Source organism: Mesobacillus maritimus, assembly GCF_044803185.1.
Lineage (GTDB): Bacteria > Bacillota > Bacilli > Bacillales > Cytobacillaceae > Mesobacillus_B > Mesobacillus_B maritimus_B.
Genome location: NZ_CP085225.1, coordinates 2,992,420 through 3,019,159 on the forward strand (window position 1 = coordinate 2,992,420; position 26,740 = coordinate 3,019,159).

The 26,740-nt window shown below is 38.0% G+C and carries 28 protein-coding genes and 2 pseudogenes; 6 read left to right on the plus strand and 24 right to left on the minus strand.

The genetic code is table 11. The features are described from left to right. Nucleotides 1-272: 272 nt before the first annotated feature. Entirely contained in the window at nucleotides 273-1,511 is a 1,239-nt protein-coding gene (fabF, locus tag LG336_RS14390) for a beta-ketoacyl-ACP synthase II (RefSeq protein ID WP_404328197.1), read from the minus strand. Nucleotides 1,512-1,681: 170 nt separating this feature from the next. On the opposite strand from fabF, the gene LG336_RS14395 reads away from it, so the two are divergent. Beyond that, complete coding sequence (locus LG336_RS14395) at nucleotides 1,682-1,933, plus strand: DUF2533 family protein (protein ID WP_404328198.1); 252 nt, start codon at nucleotides 1,682-1,684, stop codon at nucleotides 1,931-1,933. A 196-nt stretch (nucleotides 1,934-2,129) separates the two neighbouring features. Here LG336_RS14395 and LG336_RS14400 read toward each other — a convergent pair whose 3' ends face one another. The 7 genes from LG336_RS14400 to LG336_RS14430 form a co-directional block, all read right to left on the minus strand. Continuing rightward, nucleotides 2,130-2,696, minus strand: a complete 567-nt coding sequence (locus tag LG336_RS14400; RefSeq protein ID WP_404333169.1) for a kinase — start codon at nucleotides 2,694-2,696, stop codon at nucleotides 2,130-2,132. Between the two features lie 128 nt (nucleotides 2,697-2,824). Further along, nucleotides 2,825-3,379 carry a GNAT family N-acetyltransferase gene (locus LG336_RS14405; protein WP_404328199.1) on the minus strand — a complete coding sequence of 185 codons (555 nt, stop codon included), beginning with the start codon at nucleotides 3,377-3,379 and terminating at the stop codon, nucleotides 2,825-2,827. Between the two features lie 69 nt (nucleotides 3,380-3,448). Further along, the gene (locus LG336_RS14410) at nucleotides 3,449-4,447 is read right to left on the minus strand and encodes an LLM class flavin-dependent oxidoreductase (protein WP_404328201.1); all 999 of its coding nucleotides are present in this window, start codon (nucleotides 4,445-4,447) and stop codon (nucleotides 3,449-3,451) included. Nucleotide 4,448: 1 nt separating this feature from the next. Beyond that, complete coding sequence (locus tag LG336_RS14415; protein WP_404328202.1) at nucleotides 4,449-4,748, minus strand: DUF3219 family protein; 300 nt, start codon at nucleotides 4,746-4,748, stop codon at nucleotides 4,449-4,451. 47 nt (nucleotides 4,749-4,795) lie between these two features. Then, entirely contained in the window at nucleotides 4,796-5,767 is a 972-nt protein-coding gene (locus LG336_RS14420; protein WP_404328203.1) for a rhodanese-related sulfurtransferase, read from the minus strand. A 200-nt stretch (nucleotides 5,768-5,967) separates the two neighbouring features. Then, nucleotides 5,968-6,783, minus strand: a complete 816-nt coding sequence (locus LG336_RS14425) for an undecaprenyl-diphosphate phosphatase (RefSeq protein ID WP_404328204.1) — start codon at nucleotides 6,781-6,783, stop codon at nucleotides 5,968-5,970. 95 nt (nucleotides 6,784-6,878) lie between these two features. After that, nucleotides 6,879-7,610 (minus strand): sulfite exporter TauE/SafE family protein, encoded by a 732-nt coding sequence (locus LG336_RS14430; RefSeq protein WP_404328205.1) that lies wholly within the window; start codon nucleotides 7,608-7,610, stop codon nucleotides 6,879-6,881. A gap of 181 nt (nucleotides 7,611-7,791) precedes the next feature. Between LG336_RS14430 and LG336_RS14435 the strand changes: the two genes are divergently transcribed. After that, complete coding sequence (locus LG336_RS14435) at nucleotides 7,792-8,037, plus strand: hypothetical protein (protein WP_404328206.1); 246 nt, start codon at nucleotides 7,792-7,794, stop codon at nucleotides 8,035-8,037. A gap of 109 nt (nucleotides 8,038-8,146) precedes the next feature. Here the strand turns inward: LG336_RS14435 and LG336_RS14440 are convergent, their stop codons facing one another. The 9 genes and pseudogenes from LG336_RS14440 to LG336_RS14480 all read right to left on the minus strand — a co-directional run bounded on the left by LG336_RS14440 (nucleotide 8,147) and on the right by LG336_RS14480 (nucleotide 16,659). Further along, nucleotides 8,147-8,848, minus strand: a complete 702-nt coding sequence (locus tag LG336_RS14440; protein WP_404328207.1) for a c-type cytochrome — start codon at nucleotides 8,846-8,848, stop codon at nucleotides 8,147-8,149. Nucleotides 8,849-8,857: 9 nt separating this feature from the next. After that, nucleotides 8,858-9,310, minus strand: a complete 453-nt coding sequence (locus tag LG336_RS14445; RefSeq protein WP_404328208.1) for a PCYCGC motif-containing (lipo)protein — start codon at nucleotides 9,308-9,310, stop codon at nucleotides 8,858-8,860. A 207-nt stretch (nucleotides 9,311-9,517) separates the two neighbouring features. Next, the gene (locus tag LG336_RS14450) at nucleotides 9,518-11,308 is read right to left on the minus strand and encodes a sulfite exporter TauE/SafE family protein (RefSeq protein WP_404328209.1); all 1,791 of its coding nucleotides are present in this window, start codon (nucleotides 11,306-11,308) and stop codon (nucleotides 9,518-9,520) included. A 203-nt stretch (nucleotides 11,309-11,511) separates the two neighbouring features. Beyond that, nucleotides 11,512-12,726 carry an MFS transporter gene (locus tag LG336_RS14455; protein ID WP_404328210.1) on the minus strand — a complete coding sequence of 405 codons (1,215 nt, stop codon included), beginning with the start codon at nucleotides 12,724-12,726 and terminating at the stop codon, nucleotides 11,512-11,514. A 428-nt stretch (nucleotides 12,727-13,154) separates the two neighbouring features. Beyond that, nucleotides 13,155-13,531, minus strand: a pseudogene (gene mscL, locus LG336_RS14460) (large conductance mechanosensitive channel protein MscL); the annotation flags it as partial. A gap of 154 nt (nucleotides 13,532-13,685) precedes the next feature. Next, entirely contained in the window at nucleotides 13,686-14,681 is a 996-nt protein-coding gene (locus tag LG336_RS14465; RefSeq protein WP_404328211.1) for a hypothetical protein, read from the minus strand. 186 nt (nucleotides 14,682-14,867) lie between these two features. Then, nucleotides 14,868-15,296, minus strand: coding sequence for a hypothetical protein (locus tag LG336_RS14470; protein WP_404328212.1), 429 nt, complete (start codon nucleotides 15,294-15,296; stop codon nucleotides 14,868-14,870). A 410-nt stretch (nucleotides 15,297-15,706) separates the two neighbouring features. Continuing rightward, nucleotides 15,707-15,991 carry a hypothetical protein gene (locus LG336_RS14475; RefSeq protein ID WP_404328213.1) on the minus strand — a complete coding sequence of 95 codons (285 nt, stop codon included), beginning with the start codon at nucleotides 15,989-15,991 and terminating at the stop codon, nucleotides 15,707-15,709. A gap of 224 nt (nucleotides 15,992-16,215) precedes the next feature. Beyond that, the gene (locus tag LG336_RS14480; RefSeq protein ID WP_404328214.1) at nucleotides 16,216-16,659 is read right to left on the minus strand and encodes a YwnF family protein; all 444 of its coding nucleotides are present in this window, start codon (nucleotides 16,657-16,659) and stop codon (nucleotides 16,216-16,218) included. Between the two features lie 417 nt (nucleotides 16,660-17,076). Between LG336_RS14480 and LG336_RS14485 the strand changes: the two genes are divergently transcribed. Continuing rightward, nucleotides 17,077-18,069, plus strand: a complete 993-nt coding sequence (locus LG336_RS14485) for a DUF3231 family protein (protein ID WP_404328215.1) — start codon at nucleotides 17,077-17,079, stop codon at nucleotides 18,067-18,069. A gap of 86 nt (nucleotides 18,070-18,155) precedes the next feature. Continuing rightward, complete coding sequence (locus LG336_RS14490) at nucleotides 18,156-18,329, plus strand: hypothetical protein (RefSeq protein WP_404328216.1); 174 nt, start codon at nucleotides 18,156-18,158, stop codon at nucleotides 18,327-18,329. A gap of 84 nt (nucleotides 18,330-18,413) precedes the next feature. Here the strand turns inward: LG336_RS14490 and LG336_RS14495 are convergent, their stop codons facing one another. Then, nucleotides 18,414-18,953, minus strand: a complete 540-nt coding sequence (locus LG336_RS14495; protein WP_404333170.1) for a GNAT family N-acetyltransferase — start codon at nucleotides 18,951-18,953, stop codon at nucleotides 18,414-18,416. 389 nt (nucleotides 18,954-19,342) lie between these two features. Beyond that, the gene (locus LG336_RS14500; protein WP_404328217.1) at nucleotides 19,343-20,341 is read right to left on the minus strand and encodes a DUF3231 family protein; all 999 of its coding nucleotides are present in this window, start codon (nucleotides 20,339-20,341) and stop codon (nucleotides 19,343-19,345) included. A gap of 294 nt (nucleotides 20,342-20,635) precedes the next feature. Between LG336_RS14500 and LG336_RS14505 the strand changes: the two genes are divergently transcribed. Both LG336_RS14505 and yppF read left to right on the plus strand, forming a co-directional pair. Next, nucleotides 20,636-22,057 (plus strand): Na+/H+ antiporter NhaC family protein, encoded by a 1,422-nt coding sequence (locus tag LG336_RS14505; protein WP_404328218.1) that lies wholly within the window; start codon nucleotides 20,636-20,638, stop codon nucleotides 22,055-22,057. Between the two features lie 204 nt (nucleotides 22,058-22,261). Further along, on the plus strand, nucleotides 22,262-22,489 hold the full coding sequence (gene yppF, locus LG336_RS14510) for a YppF family protein (protein ID WP_404328219.1): 228 nt from the start codon (nucleotides 22,262-22,264) through the stop codon (nucleotides 22,487-22,489). Between the two features lie 385 nt (nucleotides 22,490-22,874). Here the strand turns inward: yppF and LG336_RS14515 are convergent, their stop codons facing one another. The 5 genes and pseudogenes from LG336_RS14515 to LG336_RS14535 all read right to left on the minus strand — a co-directional run bounded on the left by LG336_RS14515 (nucleotide 22,875) and on the right by LG336_RS14535 (nucleotide 26,580). Continuing rightward, the gene (locus LG336_RS14515) at nucleotides 22,875-23,318 is read right to left on the minus strand and encodes an SRPBCC family protein (RefSeq protein WP_404328220.1); all 444 of its coding nucleotides are present in this window, start codon (nucleotides 23,316-23,318) and stop codon (nucleotides 22,875-22,877) included. A 197-nt stretch (nucleotides 23,319-23,515) separates the two neighbouring features. Next, nucleotides 23,516-23,671, minus strand: coding sequence for a DUF3934 domain-containing protein (locus LG336_RS14520; protein ID WP_404328221.1), 156 nt, complete (start codon nucleotides 23,669-23,671; stop codon nucleotides 23,516-23,518). A gap of 246 nt (nucleotides 23,672-23,917) precedes the next feature. Next, nucleotides 23,918-24,898 carry an aldo/keto reductase gene (locus LG336_RS14525; protein WP_404328222.1) on the minus strand — a complete coding sequence of 327 codons (981 nt, stop codon included), beginning with the start codon at nucleotides 24,896-24,898 and terminating at the stop codon, nucleotides 23,918-23,920. 172 nt (nucleotides 24,899-25,070) lie between these two features. After that, nucleotides 25,071-25,978 (minus strand): annotated as a pseudogene (gene murB / locus LG336_RS14530) (UDP-N-acetylmuramate dehydrogenase). 176 nt (nucleotides 25,979-26,154) lie between these two features. Further along, the gene (locus LG336_RS14535) at nucleotides 26,155-26,580 is read right to left on the minus strand and encodes a universal stress protein (protein WP_404328223.1); all 426 of its coding nucleotides are present in this window, start codon (nucleotides 26,578-26,580) and stop codon (nucleotides 26,155-26,157) included. Between the last annotated feature and the right edge of the window lie 160 nt (nucleotides 26,581-26,740).

The following is a 26,740-nucleotide window of genomic DNA, read 5'->3' on the forward strand; positions in this document are numbered from 1 at the left end:
AGCACACTACCATTTGATTCCAGTCACTCGTTTTATAATTTACATACTATCGTGTATAAGAATAGTTGGTTTTCTGGATATAGTGGGCGAGCTGATGTTTATTCCATATTGTGTATTTAGCACATAGTGCTGAATACACTTTATGTGAAAATAATCTTCTACCCTATTATCCTATTCTAACCTAAGTTTTTATTGATACCCTAGTAGATAAGAGTGATTCTTGTCGAATAAAGACTGATAAAAAGCCCGAAGTTTTCTCCGGGCCACAAATTTTATTCATATTTCTTAAAGACTAATGTTGCATTATGTCCACCAAACCCTAATGAATTCGATAGTACAGCATTCAACTTTTTATTCTTTGCATTATTTGGAACATAATCTAAGTCTAGTTCTTCATCTGCTGTTTGGTAATTGATGGTGGGTGGGACAATTCCTTCTTTTAATGATAACAATGAAAGGATTGCTTCAACTGCGCCAGCTGCTCCAAGCATATGCCCGGTCATCGATTTCGTCGAACTAATGGAAAGTTCATAGGCATGTTGACCAAATACTTCTTTTACCGCTTGGGTTTCATATAAATCATTGTACGGGGTACTCGTTCCGTGAGCATTGATATAGTCAATTTGTTCCGGTGAGAGTTTGGCATCATTCAATGCTAACACCATCGCCCTTTGTGCTCCCTCTCCTTTTGGTGCTGGAGCTGTAATATGATAAGCATCGCCTGTAGCACCATAGCCAACCAATTCCCCATAAATCTTTGCTCCTCGCGAGACAGCATGGTCGAGCTCTTCTAAAATTAAAATTCCGGCGCCTTCGGCAATAACGAAACCATCACGATTTTTATCAAATGGTCGACTTGCGCTATTTGGGTCAGGGTTCGTAGAAAGAGCGGTCATATTATTAAAGCCAGCAATCGTCATTTCTGTGATTGCTGCCTCAGTTCCACCTGCAACCATCATCTCGACATCCCCGTTTTGAATCACTCGGAAGGCATCACCAATTGAATTTGCTCCTGATGCACATGCTGTGACCGAGCAATTATTGATTCCCTTCGCACCTAATTCTATTGAAACACGGCCTGCTGCCATGTCGGGAATTAACATTGGGATGGTAAACGGGTTCACCCGTCTTGGGCCTTTATCTAAAAAGCGCTTGTGCTGGATCTCAAATTCATCTAAACCACCAATGCCTGAGCCAATCCAGACTCCTACACGCTCGGAACTGATATCTTTCCCAATCACAACGCCGGCATCGTTGATCGCCATTTTACTAGCCGCGACAGCGAATTGCGTAAAGCGTCCCATTCTTCTTGCCTCTTTGCTATCAATAAATTCTTCTGGCGCAAATGCCTTCACTTCACCTGCCACTTTGACACTATTATTCTCTGCATTAAACTTTGTGATTGGAGCAATCCCTGACACACCATTTTTGATGTTCTCCCAAGTAGTAAAAACATCATTTCCCAATGGAGTAACTGCGCCAATTCCTGTAATGACAACTCGTTTTTTCATTTCAATCTCCCCACTCGTTTTATTACTAGGTACTAATATCTACTATAAAACATTGTAGCATATTTTAAATTATTTTTCTCGGTAATAAAAACTTAATCATAGTGTCGCGATATGGTATAGTAGGGAAAAAGATTGCAAATTTACTAAATTTAATTTACGAGGAGAAAACCATGAGTGTACATAAAGACTTAATCAAGCATGCTTATCACCAGAATCAAGACTATCAAGAGTTTTTACGAATGGATCAACTACGTGAGGCTTATATAGAAGAAGCAGTAGAATTATGCAAACAGGGGCAACCCTTTACTACAGATAAAATCAACCAAGTGACCAATCAAATGAACCGTTTAACAGTTCGAATGCTTCCCAAAAGAAAAAATGTAACCGTGGAAATGGTTCAGGAGTATGTAAGGTCGTTATAGAAAAAAACTTCACCTTTATAAGATCCATGTGTTGTGAGATATACAGAAAAACACAATCTAATACGAACGATTTAGGGAATGTAATTCACAACTAAAATAACAATTAAAAACGACTTGGTTATATTTTACCGAGTCGTTTCTTTGTTTCTATTTGTTTATTTTAACGAAAGCTACCCAGTAGTGTTAGCCTTCACACTCATTCGATTTGAACCTCATTCGAAATAACAAAATTAGCTTGGTTTGTTGGAAATACTGTTTTTATATAATAATCTTCTGCTTTCCAGTATCTCTCCTTGAATTTTTTTAAATTATTTTGTGTTACACCACTTTCACGTTTAAATCTTTTTTCTCTGGAACAATCCAAATAAATCATATAATCAAAAAATGTTCTCCACTCACTTCTTTGCAGAAAAACTCCTTCAATTATTATTACACAAGTATCAGGTATACTCACTACCTGTAATTCTTGTGTATCAGAGTAACGCTCGTACTTTAGTAAGTTTAATTCTTTGGACATCTTTAGTTCCTTGAAAAAAGTTTCTGTTAAACACTCTACATCCCATTGCAAATAGTAGTACTCATACCATTCCTCATAAACAGTGTTGTACCGTCTTTTTCTCTCCACAATGTAGTCGTCTATATGAAATAAACAGACAGGAATGTTCAAACCTCGAAGATGATTTTCAACTTTTTTAACTAATGTCGTTTTTCTAGAACGACTTAGACCGTCGATTCCTAGAATCATTCTTGGACCTTGTTTCATTTTTAAAATTTTATCTACTATTTGAACTGCGTTATCTTCCAAGTGTATGCCCCTCCAAATGTGACAAGCCAATAAGATAATAACCAACAACTTCTGTTAATATCATCTTTGATAGTTTTACATTATCATTATCTATTCGTTTTTCCCTCCCATTCTTCTCGTAATATCCCCATTTTAATGGCATCAAAATACTCACCGTCTACGATTCTTGCATTTCTTATTCGCGCTTCTTCTTTCATCCCAATTCTTTCTGCTACCTTCATCATTCTTATATTACCTGACCAAGTAGACATACCTAATCTATGTATATCAGTAGATGCAAAGAGATAATTAATCCATCGTTGATAGGCTTCAGTACCATAACCACCGTTCCAGAAATTTTTATCATAAATCACAATACCCGTTTCAAGCCAGTTCGTGTTCTGATCCACCCAATACGACCCAACGTAACCAATGGCTTTGCCACCGCTTTTAATAATAAGCGAACCAGGAATACCTGGAAATATTTCTTGCTTCCATTGTATTCGGTATTCTTCTTTGCTTATTTTTTCTTCAGGTATATAAGGTCCGTTCCACTTCTTTGCTGCTTGTCCCTTTTCTTCGTATTTCCAGAAGTATAATTCATCAATATCTTCTGTTGTTGCCGCTTTTAGGACTACTTTATTTCCGATTATTTCAACCATAGTGAAATTCCCCATTCTTTATCTATTATTCTCTATTTTTCAATAAGGTGCGAAATTTTCTATACTTCGTTATTTTTTTATTTCACCCATGATTAGCTCATACGAGTGGATACGGTCTTCTATCGAGTTGGTAATGGTCACAATCATGATTTCATCAGCCTGATACAAGGCTTGAAGTTTTCGTAGCTCCGAAGCAACCTCTTGCGGATTACCTATGATCATATTTTGTTTTTGGTTCTCAATCGTATGTAATTCCTTTTCTGAAAGGGGGTATTCCTTCGACTCATTTATGGAAGGAACTCCTTGCTGCCCTTTCCCCTTTTCTCTTTGAAGTCCCCAAACGAGAGAGCTTAAGGCAATCTCTTCTGCTTTTTCGCTACTTTCTGCGCAAATAACAGAAACCGTTAAAATGACTTGAGACCGTTCGCCTTCTTTTCTTGGAATAAACTCATCACGATATTGTTTAACGAGGGCTACTCCGTCACTTTGACTCATAAATTGTCCGAATGCATAAGGGAGTCCTACTTTAGCCGCAAGCTCGGCACTTTTTTTACCGGTCCCAAGAAGCCATGGTTCTGGAGCAATTTGTGGAATTGGAGACGCAGATAAGCTAGCATGCTCATTGTCTGTGACAAAATCATCGTCTAAAAAATGAAGCAAATCACTGACTAACTCAGGCAACTTCCAGACCTGCTGGAGATAGTTATCGGATAATGCATTCGTAGCTTCGGCAGATCCGCCTGGCGCACGACCAATCCCGATATCAACCCGTCCATGAAATAGCGTTGCTAACATATTATATAACTCTGCCACCTTGTACGGCTTATAATGCGGCAATAGCACTGCGCCTGCACCAATCCGAATATGGTTGGTATTTGCACCGATATAACTTAACATCACTTCAGGTGCAGAGCAGGCTAGCCCTGACAAGTCATGGTGCTCGGCAATCCAATATCTCGAATATCCCAAATTCTCCCCAGCTTGAGCAAGCCTCAACGAATCCAACAAAGCCTCTCTCGCCGTTTGGCCCGAAGCAATCGGAGCTTGATCCAATATGCTTAACCTCATCTTAGTTTCCCTCTTTCTCATCCTGAACTTCAAGAAGACTTATCCGATAATCACCCACTTGACCTTTTTCATACAGATTTGTAATGGAAGTGGAGTATTTAATAATTTTCCCTGTAAAAGCTAAACTCCGACTTGGAACCTTAACCTCAAATATCCCTTTGTAAAGCAATGTCGCCACATCATGATAATCCTCACTGGTGACCTTAAACTCAACTGATATTTTATGTAAACCATTTATCATTTCTTCGTTATATGTGTAAACCGTAATTGGTGTTTTATCTAATTGTATTTCAGTTACCATAAAATTTCCCTCCTTAAGATTAAAAAAAGAGTAAAAGATAGAATCTTTTACCCTGTAACTACATTATTTCTTTTCTCAATCTTGTTTAACCGAACTGTTACTTCTTCTTCTGTCAAACCATGTTCATGGACATAACGATTTCTTTCATGTGTCCGGCATTCATGTGTGCAGCCGCGCATATAGAAGTGTTCATTTTCCTCTGAGCATATAATCTGTTTATTGCACTCAGGGTTGCCACAGTTTACATAGCGTTCGCATGGCTCGCCAGTAAAGTGGTCTTTCCCCACAATGACGTGCTCCACTCTGTTGACAGGAACACTGATTCGGTTGTCAAACACATAGCATTGACCATCCCATAGCTGACCTTGTGCTTCTGGGTCTTTTCCGTACGTAACAATTCCTCCATGAAGCTGGGAAACATCTTCAAAGCCTTCTTGTTTTAACCATCCAGAGAATTTTTCACAACGAACTCCGCCAGTGCAATACGTTAGGATCTTTTTGCCCTCGAGAAGGTCCTTATTTTCCTGAATCCAGTCCGGTAATTCACGAAAAGCTTTAATATCAGGCTTTACCGCACCACGGAAATGGCCTAATTCATATTCATAATCATTCCGTGCATCGATAATCACTGTATCTTCATCTTGCATTTTTTCATAAAATTCTTTTGGACTTAAATAGTTCCCTGTAAGTTCCAAAGGGTTTACATCGTCTTCTAACCTTAGAGTAACAAGTTCTTCGCGATGACGGACATGCATTTTCTTGAATGCATGTTGATCGGCTTCATCGATTTTAAATACCATATCAGCAAAGCGAGGATCCTGCTTCATTGTCTGCATATACTGCTCGGTTTGTTCGAAGGTACCAGAAACGGTTCCGTTAATGCCTTCTTGAGCAACTAAGATACGTCCCTTTAATCCAAGGTCCTTACAAAATTGTAAATGTTCCACTGTGAACTGTTCTGCGTTTTCAATCGGAACATATTGATAATAAAGTAAAACACGATATAAAGGATTTTCCATTTTTTTAAACCACCTAATCTATATATAAATATAAAAAGGACCGAAACTGGTCCTGTGATAATTATCACTATTATCGTATTATAAACCTATTTTTAAACGAGGGTAAAGAAATTTGTTTCCAATTCAATTCTCCAAATCTTTTCTCTAAAACTTTCTCCCCCAAAAAGAAAAAGCTATCTAATGAAGATAGCTTTCTTGTCTTAAGCGAAAATCAGAACTGCTGCTCCTACGATAAAACAATAGATACTAAAGTAGATTAGGTTTCCTCTTGCCATGATGCCCATAAACCATTTTAGTGAGAAATAGGAGGCAATAAAGGATACAATAAATGCACCTAGATACGGAATGAATAGCTGACTAAGATTAGGATCATTTGCAATGTCGGTAATGCTTAGAAGCGTACCGCCAAAGCTTACTGGGATATATAATAGAAAGGAGAAACGTAATGCTGTTTCTGGTTTCATCCCTAAGCCCATTGATGCGACAATGGTTGCACCCGAACGACTGATTCCAGGAATTAACGCTACTGCTTGTGCGAAACCAACGATAATCGAGTCTTTCAGCGTAATATCGCCATCCTGCTTTCTTCCTCTAAGATTACGGATAAGAAACAACGCCACTCCGGTTACAATTAATGTGATCCCTACAATATGGACTCCTTTGAGTACCTCAGAAATCACATCATTAAATAAGACTCCAATTACACCCGCTGGAATAGTCGCCACCACTAGATAAACGATAAACATAAAGTCCGCTTTAGACTCAGGGTTTCTGGTAGCAATAAATGAAACTCCATTTTTAGCAAGACGAATAATGTCATCTCTGTATATAATCAGTACAGCCAATAGTGAGGCTGCATTTACTAATAGTTCAAACGATAAACTTCTCGTTTCAATTCCCATAAAATACTGTGCAAGTACGAGATGTCCACTCGAAGATATCGGGATTGGCTCGGTAAAACCTTGTAATAGCCCTAGAAATAAATACTTTAGTAGAGTTAATAATTCAAATTCCATCAGTTATCTCCTTATACGTCAATAATCAAAAAACACCTTTTTCATTTTAGCATACGGAAGGGTCGTTCGTATAAAGGTTTTTTTTGACCTACTCATTAAAACCAATAAGTAATCGTATCAAGGATACCGAGGAAAATAAAAACAATAGCGGCACACGTTTGAATAACTCTCCCTATTTTCCTACTTTTCTTCAATAATGCTCCATCTAAGCCGATATACGTAATAATCGCTGCAAAAATTAGCACTGGAACAGATGTACCAATCGCAAATACTGAGGGTAAGACAACACCATAGGATGTACTTAAAACGAGAGGCATTAAGGAAAAGAAAAACAGAGAAAACATCGTTGGGCAAAAGGCAATTGAAAAGCTAACTCCCATTAGAAAAGAGCCGAGCTTCCCTTCTCCCTCAAATTTTGGAAGATGTGATGAGATAGAATCCAACCATCGCATTTTGAGAATCCCTGCTAGAACAAGACCAATTATTATGAAAACCGGACCAATGAACTTTCTAAATATAGAAAAAAATTCCGGCAAAAGGTCCTGAAATCCCCGACCTAGACCCCAAACGGCTAATCCCAATAATGTAAAGACGACTATTTTTCCGAGTACAAAGAATCCAATCTCAACCCATTGATGCTTTGATTGAATACTCCTATTCCCATAAAAGGTAATCGCACCGATATTTCCTGTCAATTGACAGGGTGCTAATGCCCCGATTAAACCTAACACCAGTGCTGCCAACAAAGGAAATTGTTTTGTCCCGTTTACGATGTTAAAGAAGGGGCTGCTTAAGAATTGACTGATCTCGGAGAGAACTTGATACATATGAATACCCCCACAAGGTTAATAAGCTATATTATACTTTAAAACTATCAAAAAAATATGCATAGCAGCAGTTGCTCACATAAATGACAAAAACGATCTCGTTTTGAACCCGTATCTTAATTTCTTCATATTTTCTTGATACTCATTGCCTAATCTAAAAGAAAGAAAGGAGATGAAACTATTGAAAAAACTAATGATTGGCATCATGAGTATTGCTTTCGTTTTAGGTGCTGGGACGTTTGCCCTTGCACAAACAGATCAGTCTGGCGAAGGCACAGTAAATTTCATGGAAATGCTTCCATTTATGAAGGAAATGCATCCGAACTTTTCAGATGATGAACTACAACAAATGTATAATGCCTGCCATGGTACAGAAGGAGCAGAAACACCAGAAGTCCAGGCAACAAAGAACATGAATAAATTTTAATAGAAGTTAATCGGATTGGTCCTCGTACCAATCCTTTTTTTATATAAGCCTATAACTATGAAAAAAACACTCCCAAAATTGTGTGGGAGTGCTCTCCTTCTAATATAACCTATTCAACAATGGCATGAGTACTATGCTTCGATTCTGCAGGGTTATACCTATCGACTAAATCACGCCGGATATAGGTAATAACGTCACTAATTTCTTGCTCTTCTAGTTGACGTACTCCTTCTAGCCCTTTTAACGATGGTCCCATTCTCGTTTCTTCCCGACCATATGCTGCGGTTATCCACATTTGCTCTGCTGTCATATTTTCAAGGGTGGTGGGGTTAGCGATCGCCGCGGCCTTTGTTAAAGTGCCACTACCCGTTTCGCCATGGCAGGTGATGCAGTATAAATTGTATAGCTTCTTACCGTTAGTAACATTTCCTTCGATAACCGATGGAGCCTCAAGGTCCAATCGATCCTTTTGCCAGTTACGGATGAACGAGACAACTGCATCAATTTCTTCTGCTTCAAGAACATCAAACCCTGGCATCAACGTTTGTTTTTTGCCGTCTTCTATTATTTTATAGATATCTTGATTAGAAAAGGTACTTAAAAAATGTTGATTGTTTAAAGCTGTCCCGATTTGAGCACCTTCTCCTTTTCCGTTTTCCCCATGACAATCAACGCAGAATTCAGTGTAAACCTTTTCTCCTAGTACTATAGAATTTTCTTCTGCCTGTGATTCACGATCAGGAGAAGGGTCTAACAAGACAATGACGACAATCGAGCTAAATACAGCTAAACTAATCAACCATTTTTTCATGTTCATCCCCTATTCTGGTATTGGAGTAGGAGTTGGAATTCCATAACTTTCGTATTTCTTCGTAATTAATCGATTCACTTCTTTTAAATCCTTACCATCATTCTTTATTTCAATCGCCTCACGGGCGATTTCTACACAAATGTCTCAGGCTATCCCATGGGGATCCCATTCTGTAACGGCATTGTCAGCACCAACCTCTTTAATAAAACAATTCAAGTTGCTAGTATGACCTGCTGATTCATAGCAATTACAGTAACAAGGAACAGCAGCTAAGACATCTTGATGATTTGATGCCATAACATATGTTTCTTGTACAATCGGCGAAGAATTAAGTACATATTCTGGCATTTCACTATGTTTGGTATCAAGGGTCTCGGCTTCTGCTTCATGATCTGAGCTACAGCCGGTTGCAATCCCCATTGAAAGCATTCCCAATACTAGTAAAAGAATTAAACGCTTCAATTGGCTCACTCCTTCCTCTTTTCTTTATCTAGCGAGATTCTATTAACCACATTTAAACTTTAAAAGAAATATATGCAGAAATTAAGCAGAATTTTTGAATAAGCTGTAACGAAATGGCTTTAGGGACTTTTGTCACTATTTTTACATAATTACTATTTTATATCTAGTTTCAATTAGAAGTTTCCTAAACTGTAAATATGAAAATTCTTAACGGAGATAGAGACTTCTAATTTCTTCTAAATCTACTGTATTTAGGTCATCGACAACTTCAATGATTCCTAGTAGTCTTTCATCCAAATAAATTCCATATGAATCAGCTTGTTCGATGGTAAATTCCAATTCCACCTTTCCTTCTATTGCGCTAAATTCATGGATGATTTCCAAAGTATTTACATTCGTAATCGTAAACTTCTCGTCTGGTTCATTGAAAGAAGTTAAATCCATTGTAAACCTGGTCGGAATCTGTTTATTCGCCACGATAATAAGGGGTTCTAATTCATAGCCAATCCCTTTGATATCAATCGTTTGCTCTCCATTCTCTAGCAAGGCTTTTTTAACCAGGCGCTCGGTAGCTACTTGGTTAATATCTTCGCCATAGATACTTTCGTAAACTTCAGTTTCAGTAGCTTCGCTTGATGTCGCTACACTTGATGGATCAGTAGAAGAAGCCTCACTACTAGTCGTTGCGACTGTTTCCAAATCATCAACAACCTTGATGGTTCCACGAATCATTCCCATCCAACAGCTAAAATTCAGATCCTCATCACCAGGGGTAAACTCTACCATGTTGGCCCCACTTTGTAGTTTCTGCTGAATCCTTAAAGCAGGAATAACGATGGTATTATTACAACCGGTCAGTTCCTTTCCATCAACGACCCATTTGACAGGTATGTCTTTTTGTACATATAACTGATTGGGGGTATATCCTTGGTAGCTTGCTGTCATATCGATATATTGTACTCCGTCCTCAATTGTTGCTTTTTTAGCATTAGCCGAAGCGAGATCCGTACCAAATGCCCCTATATTAGTCAAGATTGCCATTGGGCTTACATTCATTCCTGCAAGAGCCAAACCTCTGTTTCCCATCGTGATTCCTAGGACAATAATAAATATTCCGCTATATTTCAGTAACTTTTTTGTATATCCCTTGCTTAATAGACCAGAAATTGCCCCAAACGTCAGCATTAGTGGTACCGTACCTAGAGAGAACATAAACATGGATAAGGCCCCAACTACGGCACTTCCGGTCCCTAGTGCAAATATTTGCATGGTTTGCAGGGGTCCACAAGGCATTAACCCATTTAAAAATCCAACGAGAAACGGTGTTCTTGGTTTGCTTTGAATCTTACACGCGGAAGCAGGTAATTTAATTTGAAGCCTCCTAAAAGCGCTAAACCCTGCCATGTTTAAGCCCATCATAATCATGAAGACGCCCGCAAAGATTTGTAAACCAGCTTGTGCCGACAGTGATAAAGCAAAAACAGAGCCAATTGCTCCTACTACTCCCCCAAGTAGAGTGTAGGAAGCAACTCTTCCTGCATTGTACAAAATAGCAGGCTTCAGCGCCTCGAATTTACTCTTGTTTTCCTTATTAATGCTTTGAGAAAGCATGATTCCACCGCACATGCCGACACAATGAATTGAAGTGAGAACACCAACGATAAATAATACCGCATACGAAGCATTCGCAAGTTTTGCATCCATATCAAAACCACTCGTATTCATCCCTAACAACACGACTGCTGCGACTATCATTAGGATTCCAATATATTTATGGTCTTTTTCCGTTTCAGTTGAATAGCCTACTTTTTGAATCTCAGTTTTTATTTCTTCCATACTTATAATTTTGTCATCATACTCAATCTCAGCAAATTGTCCGCTATAACTTGCTTTTACCTTTTTTACACCGTTTTGTTTAGAGACTACCCTTTCTACCCGCTTTTCACAAGACGTACAGGTCATATCGTACACCTTAATTCTTTCCTTTTTAAAAGTCATTTTCCTCACTACCTTTACCATTGATGGAAGTAATACATGAATAGGTAAAGTATAGATAATAAATATCGAGTTAATATGAAGAAAGGAAAGCAAATGTGAACAACTCACGAACAAAAAAAGCCACCTCACATGCTGTACCCAGCGAATGAAATAGCTTTTTAACTCTCTGTATAAATAGATTTTGACTGCATGGTAATACAGCATCAAGATTCGATTGTAATTGGCGTATCTACCTGCTGGACTTCTTCAGAATTTTTCACTTTAAGCGTCAATGCAAAGCCAACGCCTAAACAAATTGCACAGAATAAAAAGGCTGTTTTGAATCCTCCGAAGCCATCAATCAACCATCCAGCAATCGTTGGTCCTATCAATTGTCCGGCCGCAAAGTAAAACGTCACATACCCAAACGCTACAGGCATATCCTTTGCTTCTACATGGTCCATGCTTGAAGCTTGTATTAAAGTAAATAGTCCAGTAATCGTACAGCTAATCACAATGATATGAATGGTAAAGCCAAATAAGGTCGGAAAAAACACGGGAACCAACATAGATAACAACACAAGTCCCATCGTGCTGATTAATGAAAATCTTCTGCCTAGCTTATCAGAGATCGCTCCCCATATAAACCCACTAAATATTGATAAAATTCCGTTAACCGCCATTAATTGTCCAGCAATTTTGTTGCTAACCCCAGATTCAATCATAAAGCTCATTACAAAGATAACCTGTACAATATATGCGATTCCGATAATGCCGTAAATGAATCCAACAACCATCACATTGGGATTTGTATAAATTTCTTTTGGCGAAGTATTTTGTACTTTGTTTACACTTTCTGTCTCATTTGGAGTATGTTCAATAAAACGAAGCGTTAGGAGTACAACGACAAATCCCACAGCAGCGTAAATCCCCCATGTCAATCTCCAGCCCATATCGCCATAAATATTACCTAAATAAGGAACAACGATTCCGGCAAACAGCATTCCGATTCCAACCCCACTTGTTGCAAGGCCAATCATTAACCCTTTTTTTTGCGGGAACCGTGCGACAAGCAGCGAAATGAATGGAGTATAGGTAAAAGCCGTACCTACACCTAAAAATAGCATGAAAATATACATCATCCAGTAAAAGGGTGCTAACGCAAGTCCAATGAAGCCTCCGGTCACAAGCGAGATTCCCAAGATAACCGTTCGTTTTCCACCCCATTTTGTAGCAAGAATTCCGGCAAATACCACGGTGGACAAGTACCCTAATGACGTCGTTGTCCCAAGATACCCAGCTTGCTGATAAGATATGTCTAGACCATCTTTCATAAACGGGAGAACAACACCATAAGATAATCTAGCGAAAGCCAGGACTACAGTGGTTGTAAGCATGCCAATAACCGCGTATAATCCCAGGCTATTATTTTTTTTCATTCCATCCCACCTCATCATCAAACTTTCCTATGTATGTAATTAAGCGTTTTCATTTACATAAAATCATACCACTAATTTTCCTTATATTCAAACTATTCTTATTACAACGACTAGTATGAAAATAAAACATCCTAAAATCACCAAATAAAAAAAGAGCTGCTAAATCGATTTCGCCCGATTAACTGCTCTTTTTATGATAGGTTATCCTTGCTTTTTTTCTAATGTGTTTAGCTTTTGTTCAATCCGATCAAGTTGTGATCTTTTTCTTTTTGAATTACGCCAAAAAAAGATTAGGATCAGTGGTTTTATTTTATATTCACTTTCACTTGATGAGGATTCGCTACTCCGATTATACTTCGTTTCCCCGGGTTTCCATTTTCTAGTCCTGATTGATGACTAGCTTTTTTCTGTACTGACTTGTCCTCGCCATCTAAGCTGGTGGTACATTGAGGACACCTAAGGGCTCTTGATGGAATATTTACAAAACAATATGGGCATTCCTTCTTGTGAGGGATTCTGCCGGGGCTCTTCTTAGGCGATTGATTTGCACGATGGTAAAATAGGTTGCTAAAGCAATAAGGGCAAAATGGAGGATGGAATCAAGGAAAACTCCATAATTGATGGTTACCGCACCCGCTTCCTTCGCTTCATCCAGAGTGTGATAATGTCCCCCCGATAAATTGATGTGTAGATTAGAGAAATTCACTTTTCCAAGCATTAGCCCAATTGGTGGCATGATAAAATCTGATACGAGCGAGTCGACAATTTTACTAAATGCCGTTCCAACAACAACCCCTATGCCCATATCGACCACATTTCCCCTAACAGCAAATTCCCTGAAGTTTTTAAGAAAATTAATATCTATCACCTCAACATACAAGCTACAATAAAGTCTATTCCAAACTTTATGTAAAATATGATGAGGGATTTCTATTCTCAGCTATCACTACTGAACATGCCTAAGCAAATCGATAATAGATTAAAACAAATGTGGATAAAACAAACAAGAAGTTTAAGAACACAAAAATAAACTGGTCAACCTTTGTTTTATGCATTTTGATTGGTGGATTGTAAAAGGAAACACCTTCAATGATAAAAATAATTAACACAATGTGGACCATAAAATGGCCAATAACCTCTTTCATTCCAAACAACATCGTAGTCATCACAAAAATCACCGTAACGATTAGCCCCAGAACCCTGTTCAAAATCCCCACAACTAGTAAATACCCTACAACAAATTCGATATATGCTGCCATGACAATGAAAATACCTGGATCAAAGCCAAAGGTTGGCACCTGATGATTTACGACAATATCCAAGCTCATCGTCGGGTACACCCATTTCTCAACCGCAACCCAACAAAGCGACAAACCAGTCCCTAAATATAAAAATGGGAATCCAACATTTTCATATCTTGTTCTTCCAACTAATAGGACCCCGATAATGGCAACGTAAAATCCATAATCAAGCATGTGAAATATTCCAAAGTTCATTGTTACATAAACAAATAATCCAAGTAATAAGGCTGCCCCTAATTTTGTGGAAATAGGATGTGGGACGAGCAATAAAGCGATGCTTATCCATGCTAACACCGTTGTTAAGGTATTGGTAATCGGCAATTCGGGAGCAAATAACGTTCCATTCACCACTTGAATGATTAAAGCGATGGCGGTGCCGTATTTTAAAATGATTCTTGAATATTTCCTTAAACTCGAAAGCCGCACATCCCAATTTTGAATTTGTTTCCAATTGGTTGTTTTAGGAATAAGCAAAGTCAGTACTCCAAGGACCACCGCTGCAGTTAAGGCTAGTGACATAAATAATGGCGATAATATTTGTTCGATGGATTCCTTTTGAGGCTCAACCTCTGTGAACCATTTTACATGGGCATTTGTCAATAAAGGGGTTAGCATCAAGCCGATTATGATTCCAAAAGGTAGTAGCTTCTTCAAAACATTTTCCTCCTACTTAGCAACATTCTAATTGTGTTAGTATGCCCTGAATTGTTGATTAACTTTTATGTACCATTCTTCTTGATACTAGAAACACACAGACCCACTTGGTACCAGGCTTAGTTTCCTTGGTACCAAGTGGAAACAAGGGTGGACCTTATGGAGTGGATTTTGATTAGAGGTTCCTCATGCTATGTCTGTATCTTTTCTTTTCTTTAAGATATCTTGAATGATCTCAATATGTGCGGCTGCCCAAGCTCTTTCTCTAAAATGGAGTATGACACTTGATATCAAAATCGAAAAATAGAGCAAAGCAAAGATAATGAGCCAGATAAAGCGACCATCTTGGAATAGAAAGTCTTGTAACTTGTTTGAGAACATAAATAGAAACCAAGGAATAGATGAAACAAAAACTGGGACAATCCCTGAACCGTTTTTTTCTTTTATCATTCGATAAAAGATCAATTTTAAGGTACTGCTATCGATTGAATGATAAAACTGTTTGATTTCTTCAATTTCTACCAAACCTGCCATCTGTTTATAGGATTGCCCTTTATTTGAGGCATTTTTTAATTGTAGGTAAATTTTATGAGCATCCCCGCGAAATGAAATCATACTTTCATCCTTTCTACCGAAAACAGTTCTGTTGTTAGGATCATACTTTGGCCACTTTCTCTCCTTTTAATTGTCTCCCTGTCTAGTGGATACTTTTAGTACGTTAAATAATAACAATGGTAGCCAAAATTTGAACTCAAATTCATCTTAATATGTATAGTGAACAATTATAGGTTTCTTATGTAAGAAGAGAGCTAAATGTTTTATCTTCCGTTCAAATTAACAGAGGCACCACCCACTTTTGGATGATGCCTCATTTATAAAGGAAAGAAAAGCATTCCTTAATGTTTACAGCTTAACAAAAATTAGAGTGCTAAAATCTTTGAGGTTTAGCACTCTGTTTATCGTGAAATTTGTTGTTGTTTTGCACCGTTAAAGAGAACTCTGAATCCCCTTAATATATCCCCTCTTTATTGCTTTACTTGTGCTGCTTGAGCTGAAGCCTTTTCAGTAGTAAGCGGCATCGCGGCCACGACAATACCGCCAGTCATGACCTTAACCATTGTCACTTTGATTGTCGGATATCGCTCAGCGATAACCTTTCTTGTGGTCATGATGAGCGATTGTCGAGAACTTGTCCTTTCCCCAAATTCACTCCCAAACTCTGTTAATTGATCATCAAGGTAAAGGATAAATTCATATTCATCACTTTGAGGTCCCCGTTTTCGAATCGCATACTTTTGGTCATACCCCATGTTTGATGATTCCCCCTAGTGAATGAGATAATTTACTTCTATATAGTATTTTTCACTATTAATGGAGAGATTACACATGAGGATAAAAAATACATAAAAATACATTGCTGGGTTTCTAATTAATGAACCATCTGAAGATTGAGAAGGTAAACGTACAAGGAAAGAATATTGATTGAAAAATAAAGGGTCAAATCGCAGTGGATTTGACCTCTATTTCCCAATTCTTAATTCAGTAACCTTCTACGATTTTCTTCTTCATTTAAAAACATGATGAAATGATTCATCATCTTCCCAATCGATTGTTCTTTAACGAGGGCAATGTACTGATTTTTATGGGATTCAGTCGCTATTTCACTCTTTTTAATCCGTTCAATAATATACTTAGCACTTATTTTCTGAATTTCTTTACGTTGAATTCTCACTTCCTTGTACAAGGCCATTCCAATGGCTCCAGTAAAAGCAAAAAAGAGAATTATAGGCAAGTTGTCTCGATTCAATGCACCAAAATAGATAAGATTGAGCAAATTAAAGAAAGAGAACACAACCAAAGGAAGCGTCCACATCGAATATTTGGCCACTTTTTTCATGAATGGATTAAGAATCTCCTGAAGTTTTTCAATTTCTTTCTTAACATGGTTTGGCATATCTGGCATTTTCATATTTACCATATTTCCCCCTCCATACATATTTTAAACGAACAAAAGACCTTTACCAAGTGGTAAAAGTCTTTGTAAATGACGACAGACCTCTACCAATTGTAAAATTGATAAAGGTCTTGCTAACAACATAAGTTGCCAACAAAGCCGAGAGACCGTTAATCCCCGTAATGACGACTTTGCTGTAAAAGCTACTCCCCTTTAAAGAGTATAAAATTATATTAATATAGTTTATTGCATTTAACATAATACGTCAAAAGAACTGACTCACATGTTTCGTCCTTTATTCCTTATCATTTAGAACCCATTGTATTTGTATTCCATCAGAAAACCTTTTATGAATGGTTTTTTAACGTATTCAAACCATGCATTCTGCCAATACTAACAGAAACTTTGAAGGAAAAATTCTTAGTAAAGGAATTATGATAAATGAATAAAAAAATGACATCTGCGGAAATTGGAAAAATTTGGGCTGTTCATATGGGCAATACCCTTTCTCAATGTGTACTTAGTTATTTTCTTCAACATGTAGAAGACGAAGAAATACAAACAGTTGTAAACGATGCACTAAGTCTAACAAACGATTTACTAGAGAGAACAAATAAGCTCTTTATGGACGAAAATTACCCAACTCCAATAGGTCTAACGGAAAAGGACGTTGATTTAAATGCTCCTAGACTATTTTCCGACTTATTTTACCTTTATTATTTGAAATATGTGGCGAAGGCAGGATTGAGCATCTATTCAACGGCCATCCCCATTATGCTGAAACCTGATGTAAAAGAATTCATCCTTTACAGCAATTCAGCTACAATAAAGTTAATTACGAAGGTAAATGAAGCATTGGATAAAAAAGGACGTCTACAACAACCAGCATCGATTCCAATCCCTACAAATGTCACGTTCGTAACCAAACAAAGCTATTTAAATGGGGTTTTCGGTGAGGTTAGACCTCTTCACGCATTAGAAATTGCTCATCTATTCGATAACATTGAAAACAATGTAACGAGTAAAGCATTATTAATTGGGTTTAATCAAGTGGCTAAGAATGACGATGTTAGAAGTTTTCTTCATCGTGGTAAAAAAATGACGTCGCATCATGTAGAACAATTAACTGAAAAACTATATAAAGAGGATTTACCTGCTCCCCCATTGGTCGACGACCTTGTAGAGGCGACAACGATTCCGCCATTTTCTGATAAATTAATGATGTCTCATAAAATTGATATGTTTTCGATGAAGATTAGGACCTACGCCAATGCCATGTCTTTAAATGGTAGGCGGGATATTGGAACCATGTATGGAAAACTGATCTTTGACACCGGGAGATATGTAGAGGACGGTGCCAACATCATGATTGATCATGGCTGGATGGAACAACCACCACACGCCGTTGATCGTGATTATCTTGCTTCAAACTAAGAGACTGAATCTGCTAAAGACGGTTTCCCTGGTGAGCACAGTTTGTTATCATAGGATAAGAAAGCTTATACGGAGGAGCCAGAAGGATGGAAAATGAAAAAACGGAATATGATTTAGAAAAAATATACGATTACGAAGAATACCCAGATAAAGTAAGTGGTCGATGTGATAATTGCGGAAATGTTCTTTTTAAAAGCTCGGTTCACAATTATGCATTTGTTAGAGAGTGTCGGCAATGCGGCATGAAAAAACGTATTTAGCCCTTAGTAGAGGGCTTTTTTTGATGAAGGGAATTTCTTATGTCCGACTAGACATATGAAATTCAAAAGAGTTATTCTAAGAGCTTAATGAGCATTTTTATAGTAAACCCTGTGGTCAATCCACTCTCCTGCTTCAAAGAGAAACGCTTCGCGAATACATTCAAATTCCATGCCGATACTTTTGGCTAATTCAATCGACGCCATGTTATCCAAATTGATATGTGCTTCGATTCGATGGTAATGAAGCTCAGAAAAAGCTAGCTGTAAAGCTGCGAGAACCGCCTCTTTCCCATAGCCTTGGCGCCAAAACTGATTGTGAATGGTATATCCTATCCGCCCCCATTGAAAGTTTTCTCTTGCTAAGGTCGAAAAGTCTACCATGCCTAAGTGGGCGTCATCATCCTTGCGAAAAATTCCAAAAATATACGCTTGATCTGCCAACGCTAACTCTTGGTGATCTCTCACCAATTGAACAAACCACTGTTCGCTACAGTTACTCATGTTCATTCTCCCTTTATCGTGTTTGTGCTGGGAAGGAAGTCTGTTAGTAAACTCGTTTAGCCAGTTTGAATAATCCGTTTTCTTAAGTGGTCGAATAAGTAGTCTATCTGTTTCTGTACACATCGTAAACTCTCTTCTTTTTTGAAAGAGATGATACCTTCCCTTAGTTAAAATGTCTAGAAAACTATTACGTTCGTTTACTATTTGTTTTAATTTTTCGGACACAGGATATCACACCTTCCAGTTACGGTTGACAGGAATATTATACCATAATGAAAGGCTTTTACTGTTAAAATTATTCAGTTTTAAGACAAAAAAAAGCAACTTCTCCTATTGTCACTCAATCAACTCCGTACGGGGAATCCCTTTATTATTAATTTTTCGAATAAAAAAAGCCTTAATCTTTTCGAGGATAAAGGCCATTTATTTTTGTTTGTGCAATATTTTACACGGGCAAGTAACCAACAGGTAGTATCGATACTGTTATATTTGAAGCAAAGGGAAAGAAAATGCTATTTCGTTAATTCGTCCCGGTCAGCAGCTTGGGGAGGTCTTTCCATCCATTTATGTTTAATATTGATATTCGCCCCATCTTCGGCATAAAGTCCCACTTCGCCAATCAGTTCCCCATATAAGGTGGATAAATCTCTTCGCGGAGACAAGGACATCGAAACACCATAGTTCCCCATTCCTGCACTACTTAATAAGCCAACATGGTACATCATTAGTTTATCTGAGTACGGTGGTTCACTAGAAATGGTCACGGCTTGATCCCATGGCATTGGAACAGGCAGTGAGTCTGACTTGAGATGCTTGGAAAAGCTTTCAATATGCTTTTTTGAGATTTGTAATCCTCTTAGAATATAATCTTTCACATCTTTTCGTTTCGCTACTTGAGCAAATCCAAGGGTTAAGGCTTCCCCTAAATTATTCGTTTGGATATTCGCATATAAATGAGTGATTTCAATAGCCGAAAGTGGTCGTTTATCCCCAAACCATCCAGCTAAAAAACTCTGTTTCTCTACAAATTCTACATTTGTAGGGTAAGGGATATCTGGGGAACGAATTTCAAGCCCCTTTGACAAAAGCAAATTAGTCGTCTCATTGTATAGTTCCATTGTCGAAGATAAACAAGACATAAAAAATTCTCTAATATCATTACGGAATACATTTGGCAAAATAGCGCCATACGTGGCTAGTCCACCCTTTGTCATGTTTTTAACATAGTATAAATAAAATGGGTCTTCAAATAAACGGGCGGCCTTTTCATTCACATCCTCATCAGTAAATCCCTGGGGAACAGGTATTCCTTCTTCTAGAAAAATACCTTTTACCGTTTCAACATGCTGGACCGATAAATCTATAGCGTGCTCAAGGATCGTTTTAATTTCAGTATCATCGACATGGGCTAAAAAGTGCTTGAACACACAAATGGACATGCTATCACCAATATAATTCGACCATAGATTTGCGACCTCGGAAGAAGTCAATTTAATATTGTGTTTCTCCATAAAAAAACCTCCGTTAGCTAGTAAAGGTATTTTTTCCGTAAATTGAAAACTTTATCCGGAAGGAACCCTAGTCACTGGTTTCAGGATGTGTGCTTTCGTACATGACGGCTACTAACTTGGACACTAAGCTGTATCTTTTTTATTTCGAAAAATATAACCTAGTTATTCGCGCCCTCCATCCATCATCGTTTACAGAATGAAACATAGAAAAAATCATCGTAGGCAATACTATACAAATTGAACTCATCAACTAATTTTATTCGTACAGACAGCTTTGAGTTAGGAGGCAAAGAATTGGGACATACTTGGCTTTCTCTATTGCCGTTTCTAATTGTGATTTCAATGTCGATTTGGCTCAAAAACATTTTACCTGGCCTTGTGGTTGGCCTGCTAGTAGGTTCATTTATTGTGACCACAGACGTTGTAGACGGACCTTATCAATCTGTCACCTATATCGTCACCACCTTGTCGGACGAGACCAACATTAAGATCATTGCTTTTCTCTATTTATTTGGTGGCCTTGTTGGGATGATGACCATCTCTGGCGGAATTAAAGGGTTCTCTGAGTGGGTTGGCACGAAAATTAACTCGGAACGGGGGTTACTAGGAGTGATTTGGCTTACCCTTCCGTTTACGTTTATGATGCCAATGTTTCGTATTATGATGGTCGGTCCCATCATTAAATCTCTGGTAAAAAAAATGAACCTATCGAAGCAAAAGGTCGGGTTAATATTGGACATTTCAACGGAGTCGATTATTGTCCTCTTACCAGTGGCAACAGCATTTGTTGGGTTTATGGTCTCATTAGTAGAAGGCGGGATTCTAGAATTAAACCTAAATATGTCGCCTTATCATGTATTTTTACTGAGCATTCTCTTTAATTTCTTCGCGATTGCCATGTTGATTATTGGCATCATTCAAACACTATGGAATCCGAAAAAGAAGTCAGACCAACCAAAAGCAAACACCCCTATGGATGACCATGAGCATGAGTTTCATCGGGTTGGAATTAAAAGAGAATTGGATTTAGTAAAAGCACAGCCGTGGAATTTAATTATTCCTGTTTTTATTCTATTAGGATTGTCTTTATATCTTTTGTGGAAAGACGGTACAGCAAGAGGTGCTGAGTCAGTATTTGAGGCGTTTTCGGTTGCGGATGCCACTTTTGTGATGCTTTTAGCTGTTTTTATCACTCTGATATTGTCGTTTATTTTATATATTATCAGGAAACAACCATTGGACGAATTGTTGTACCATTTTTATGATGGGGGCAATCAGATGATGGAAGCCATTAGCCTGCTCGTCCTCATTTGGGCGCTCACGTTATCAGCGGATGACCTTGGATTTTCTGCTTTCATTAGTTCAACATTGGGATCCTTTCTGCCTGCTTTTTTAACACCTGCCATCATCTTTTTACTTGGTTCGACGGTAGGTTATTTTATTGGTTCTTCCTGGGGTACCTGGGGGTTGTTTATGCCTTTAGGGATGACATTAGCCGTCGCAACGGGAGCCTCAATTCCCTTAACCGTTGGCGCTGTGTTTGCTAGTGGGGCCTTTGGAGCATTAGCTTCCCCATTGGGAGATACAACGATTACAACAGCATCGATTCTTGATATGCATATCGTTGATTACGCTCGCTATAAATTGAAGATCTGCATCATTGGCGCATCAATTGCTACTATGTTGTATTTAGTCGTTGGTTTCATCTTGATTTGAATGTTTCGACATCGTTAAAAAACAGCTTCAATCCCTTATCTTTATTGGGCATTGAAGCTGTTTTTTTGAGGTTAACCATTTAGGCAATGTAGAAATGTGTCGATAATTTGAATTATTTAATAATTCATCATATCAAAATCACATGTTATACTTGACTATGGAAGCGTTTTCAATTAGCAAACAATCTAAAAATGGAGTGATTTTATGTTAGAGGAATTAATTCATCGTTTTCAGTTGGAAAAGAATCAGCCCCCACTACACGCGAATGAACTATTAGATTATGTTCAAAAAAGATATATTCATAGAGAAATATCCATTGTTGAATATAAGAACCTCTTCAATGAGCTAAATAAGCGCAATGCGGAAAAGCCTCACTCCTATGTGATGAAGATCAATCAAACCCACCTACAACATATTACGATACCTGGATGAGGGACAAGGGCAACCTGTCCCCCGATTTTTTTATTAAGGCTGTTTTCTTAAAGATTGTTGTTAAAATTGTAAAAATCTTAAAGCCGATTTTTACTACCTAAAGACGATTTTAACGCAAGATAAGCTATTTGGTACGTGATAAGAAGTTTGCGCGCTCTTTTCTCATTAATAAAAGGGTACTTTGAAGGGAAACAAAGCTTAATTCAACCGAATTTGTATCCAAGAGCAACAAAGTTTGTGAAAAGAGCCTTTATTAAAGACATGGTGAACCTGAGTTTATATGTACAACAATTTCCATTCGTATACATATTACCAAAATTTCCCTTTACTAGGGGATTTCAATTTAAAAAACTGTTCTTGAGATTCCCTCCCCTCTTTTGGGGATCTAATGGACTAGTGATGCTCTTAAATCAGTTACCCCATTTTCCAAATAGCTTTTTAAACAAGATAACATATACACCCAACCTTCTTTTTGTCCTAACATTTTACTTACAATTTCAGGGTCCTCGGCTCTTAAACCTGATTCAGTTATTTCAATTACTGTACGGTTATGATCTAACTCTTCAAGTTTAATGGAAACAATTGTAGCTTCGTCATGCTCCCCTCCCCAAGAAAACACAATTTTGTTATTTAAGTTTAGCTCTAATATGTTTATATCCCCTTCTGCTTCATATTCATTATACCTCAAGGTAACCGTTTTGCCTTGTTCCCATCTTTCTGAACTCGAGGAGAACCAGTATTTCCCTATTTTTACTGGATCTACGATTGCTTCAAACACATCATTGGCTGGCTTGTTTATTTTCATTTTTGCACTAATTTTTGTATCCAATATTCATTCACTCACTTTCTACTTATTTCCAATTTATATCACTGATCCTTACGTTTAACAAAAACTCTACCATACCCAATAGTTTGGAAAAAAATATTTCCCTTAAAAAATAACCTTCTTAAATAAGAAGGCTACTGTTTCATTGACTGCAAAAGCTTCTAAATAAACCACTCACTTAGGTAATATCAGGTAATTTATCATTTTTCTTCATTTGACTTGGAATTATCAGCTATCTTTGTGCCTTTGCTTTTGTAGGGTTTAGTCTTTGCTTTGTTTGCCTTTGCTTGCCAACGATTCCAACCCTTTTTGCCTGTTCCTCTACCAATACCACTTTTTGCCTTCGCTTTCGGCATTCTATCAACTCCATTTTCTCTATAGAGACGTTCCTTCTATTAATTAGTTTTATCCAGTTGAACTAGTAAAAATCAGGAAAAAGGATAAAATTTAAACGTATTAGATGGATTGCTCTCCGAAGTGAAAATTTTACCACAAACTAACTTTAAATCCTAGGAACTATATTTCTAACCAAAAGAAAGTCCCAAGCAGCTTGGAACTTCCATTTTAAGTAATTATGTTCGAATTCATTTAAAAACAAACCCTTATTTAAATCCAACTACCGGATGTGGGACATAAGGTTCTTCCAAGAATACGATTTCTTCTGGGGACAATTTGACCTCAAGAGAGGCCACCGCATCCTCTAAATGAGACATTTTCGTTGCGCCAATGATTGGTGCTGTTACCATGTCTTTTTGGAGCACCCAAGCAAGCGCAATTTGAGCTCTAGGAACACCGCGTATTTCAGCGATTTGTGCTACCCGTTCAACGACTAATCGGTCTGATTCTGCCGTTTTTTCATACAAATATTTTCCAAACTCATCGGTTTCCGATCGCGCAGTTGTTGCATCCCAATCCCGAGTTAGTCGACCTCTTGCCATGGGACTCCAAGGAATCACTCCGATTTTCTCCTCTTTACACAACGGCAGCATCTCACGTTCTTCCTCGCGATAAAGAAGGTTTAAGTAGTTCTGCATAGAGACAAACCGGGTCCAGCCATTTTTTTCAGCAATATGTAAGGCCTTTTGGAATTGCCAAGCATACATGGAAGAAGCGCCAATATATCTTGCCTTTCCGGCTTTCACAACATCATGCAAGGCCCCCATCGTTTCTTCAATCGGGGTATCATAATCCCAGCGATGAATCTGATAGAGATCAACATAATCGGTCCCGAGTCTTCTTAAGCTGTTATCGATTTCACTCATGATTGCCTTGCGCGAAAGTCCAGCCCCATTCGGACCCTGATGCATCCTCCCATGAACTTTGGTTGCAATGACCACCTCATCGCGCTTCGAATAATCCTTTAAAGCACGCCCTACAATTTCTTCACTCGTTCCATCTGAGTACACATTCGCTGTATCAAAAAAATTAATTCCTAATTCAAGTGCCTTTTTAATCATTGGGCGACTTTTTTCTTCATTTAAAACCCACTGGTGACTTCCACGCTCTGGGGCACCAAAACTCATGCAACCCAGACAGAGACGAGAAACATCCATCCCAGTATTACCTAGTTTCACATATTCCATTTGTTTGCACCTACTTTCCTTTTAGGACCTATTCTGTTTTTGCAATTCAGTATGACAAGGCGACGTTGACATTAATAGTTTTATTTCGTCAAGTCTCTATCTTTTCCTTCATCATTTATTAATTTCAGTAAATGATAATAAGCTAATCCCATGTTTTAGCCTTAGTATTTTTTCACCCAAGGATTTGAACCTCTGTTTCCAGGTCAACGTCAAATTTCTCTTTTACTTTTTTTGAATATGCCTAATTACTCGTAAATAATCAGTCGACGTTGCATGTCCAATATTAACAATAAAACCTGCGTGTTTCGATGATACCTCTGCCCCACCAATTTTAAAACCTTGCAGTCCGCAATCTTGAATTAACTTACCCGTATAGTGATTATGTGGTCGCTTAAAAACACTGCCACAGGAAGGATACTCTAATGGCTGTTTTGCCTCGCGCAACTGAGTAAAGCGTTCCATTCTTTCTTTAATAAGGATATATTTGAACCTATGTAACTGAAAAGTCGCTTCGAGTATGATGTAGTTTTCTTTCGAAAAAGTACTGCTTCGGTATCCAAATTGAAAATGCTTTTCATATAAAGTGAGAAGATCCCCCGTAGACATCATCACCTTAGCACACTTTAATACCGATGAAATTTCCCCGCCATATGCACCTGCGTTCATGACAACAGCACCCCCAATAGTTCCAGGAATTCCACAAGCGAATTCTAGGCCAGATAAGCGATGAGTTAGTGCGATTTTTGATACGTCTATAAGGGCCGCGCCACTTCCCACCTTTATTTCTTCTCCTTTAACTTTAATAGCATTCAACTTGACCATACTCATGACAATCCCTTTAATTCCTCTATCGCTAACTAACACATTAGACCCATTCCCAAGAACGGTCAGAGGGACTTTTTCTTTCCCTGCATATTGAACAATACGGATAACATCTTCTACCTTTCTCGGTTGAACAAAGATATCCGCAAGTCCACCCGTTCTCGTAAAAGTATGATTAGCGAGGGTTTCTGACTCAAAAATCTGATGTCGCTCCACACCCAGTTCTATTAGATGATTGATTATAGTTCTCAAAAAAATCCACCTCTTTTCCCTCATTCAGGTTTGTCTTTCATTCTATCCGAAGAAAATATTGTTTTCCTTGATTCTAATCAATTATTGAAATTTAGCTAGTAGATCCAGGATTTTAAAATATAAAATGGCGAACAGTAAGAGCACTGTTCGCCATTTTTAATTTTATATAGGCATTTGGACAATTATTTTACTACAAAAACAGGACAAGTCGCTTTTTGGACAACATAATGGCTGACGCTTCCTAAAAACACTTCTTTCAGTCCACTTAAGCCCCTGCTTCCCATTACGATTAAGTCTCCGTCATATTCCTTCACAAAATCCACGATAAGAGGCGCAGGAGCTCCTTCCAATACAAACGTTCTTGTTCGGTTTGGTAATACCGATAGCTCCGTTTCAATTGAACTCCGTATCTTTCCAAAAGCTTCCCGTTGAATTTCACGTTGGTTAGTTTGTTGGTAGGCGATTGTTACCTCTGGTTGGATGACCATCACAACTAACAACTCAATCTTTTTGTCTTGCCTTGCTAGAGCCATTGCAGTTTTCAAAGCCTTCTTGCTCAACTCAGAATGATCATAAGGAACGACGATCCTAGAATAAATCGTTAACATCCTTCTCATCTCCTTGCTTGGCTAAGTTTATCTTTCTTACCTAATTTTACCATAAAAGCAAAGGATATAAGGCTCAAAATAAAGACAATTTTGTTAACGTTTGTAACGTTGAGTTATATAGGAGATCCAAATAGTGAGATACTCCTAATGACAATATGGT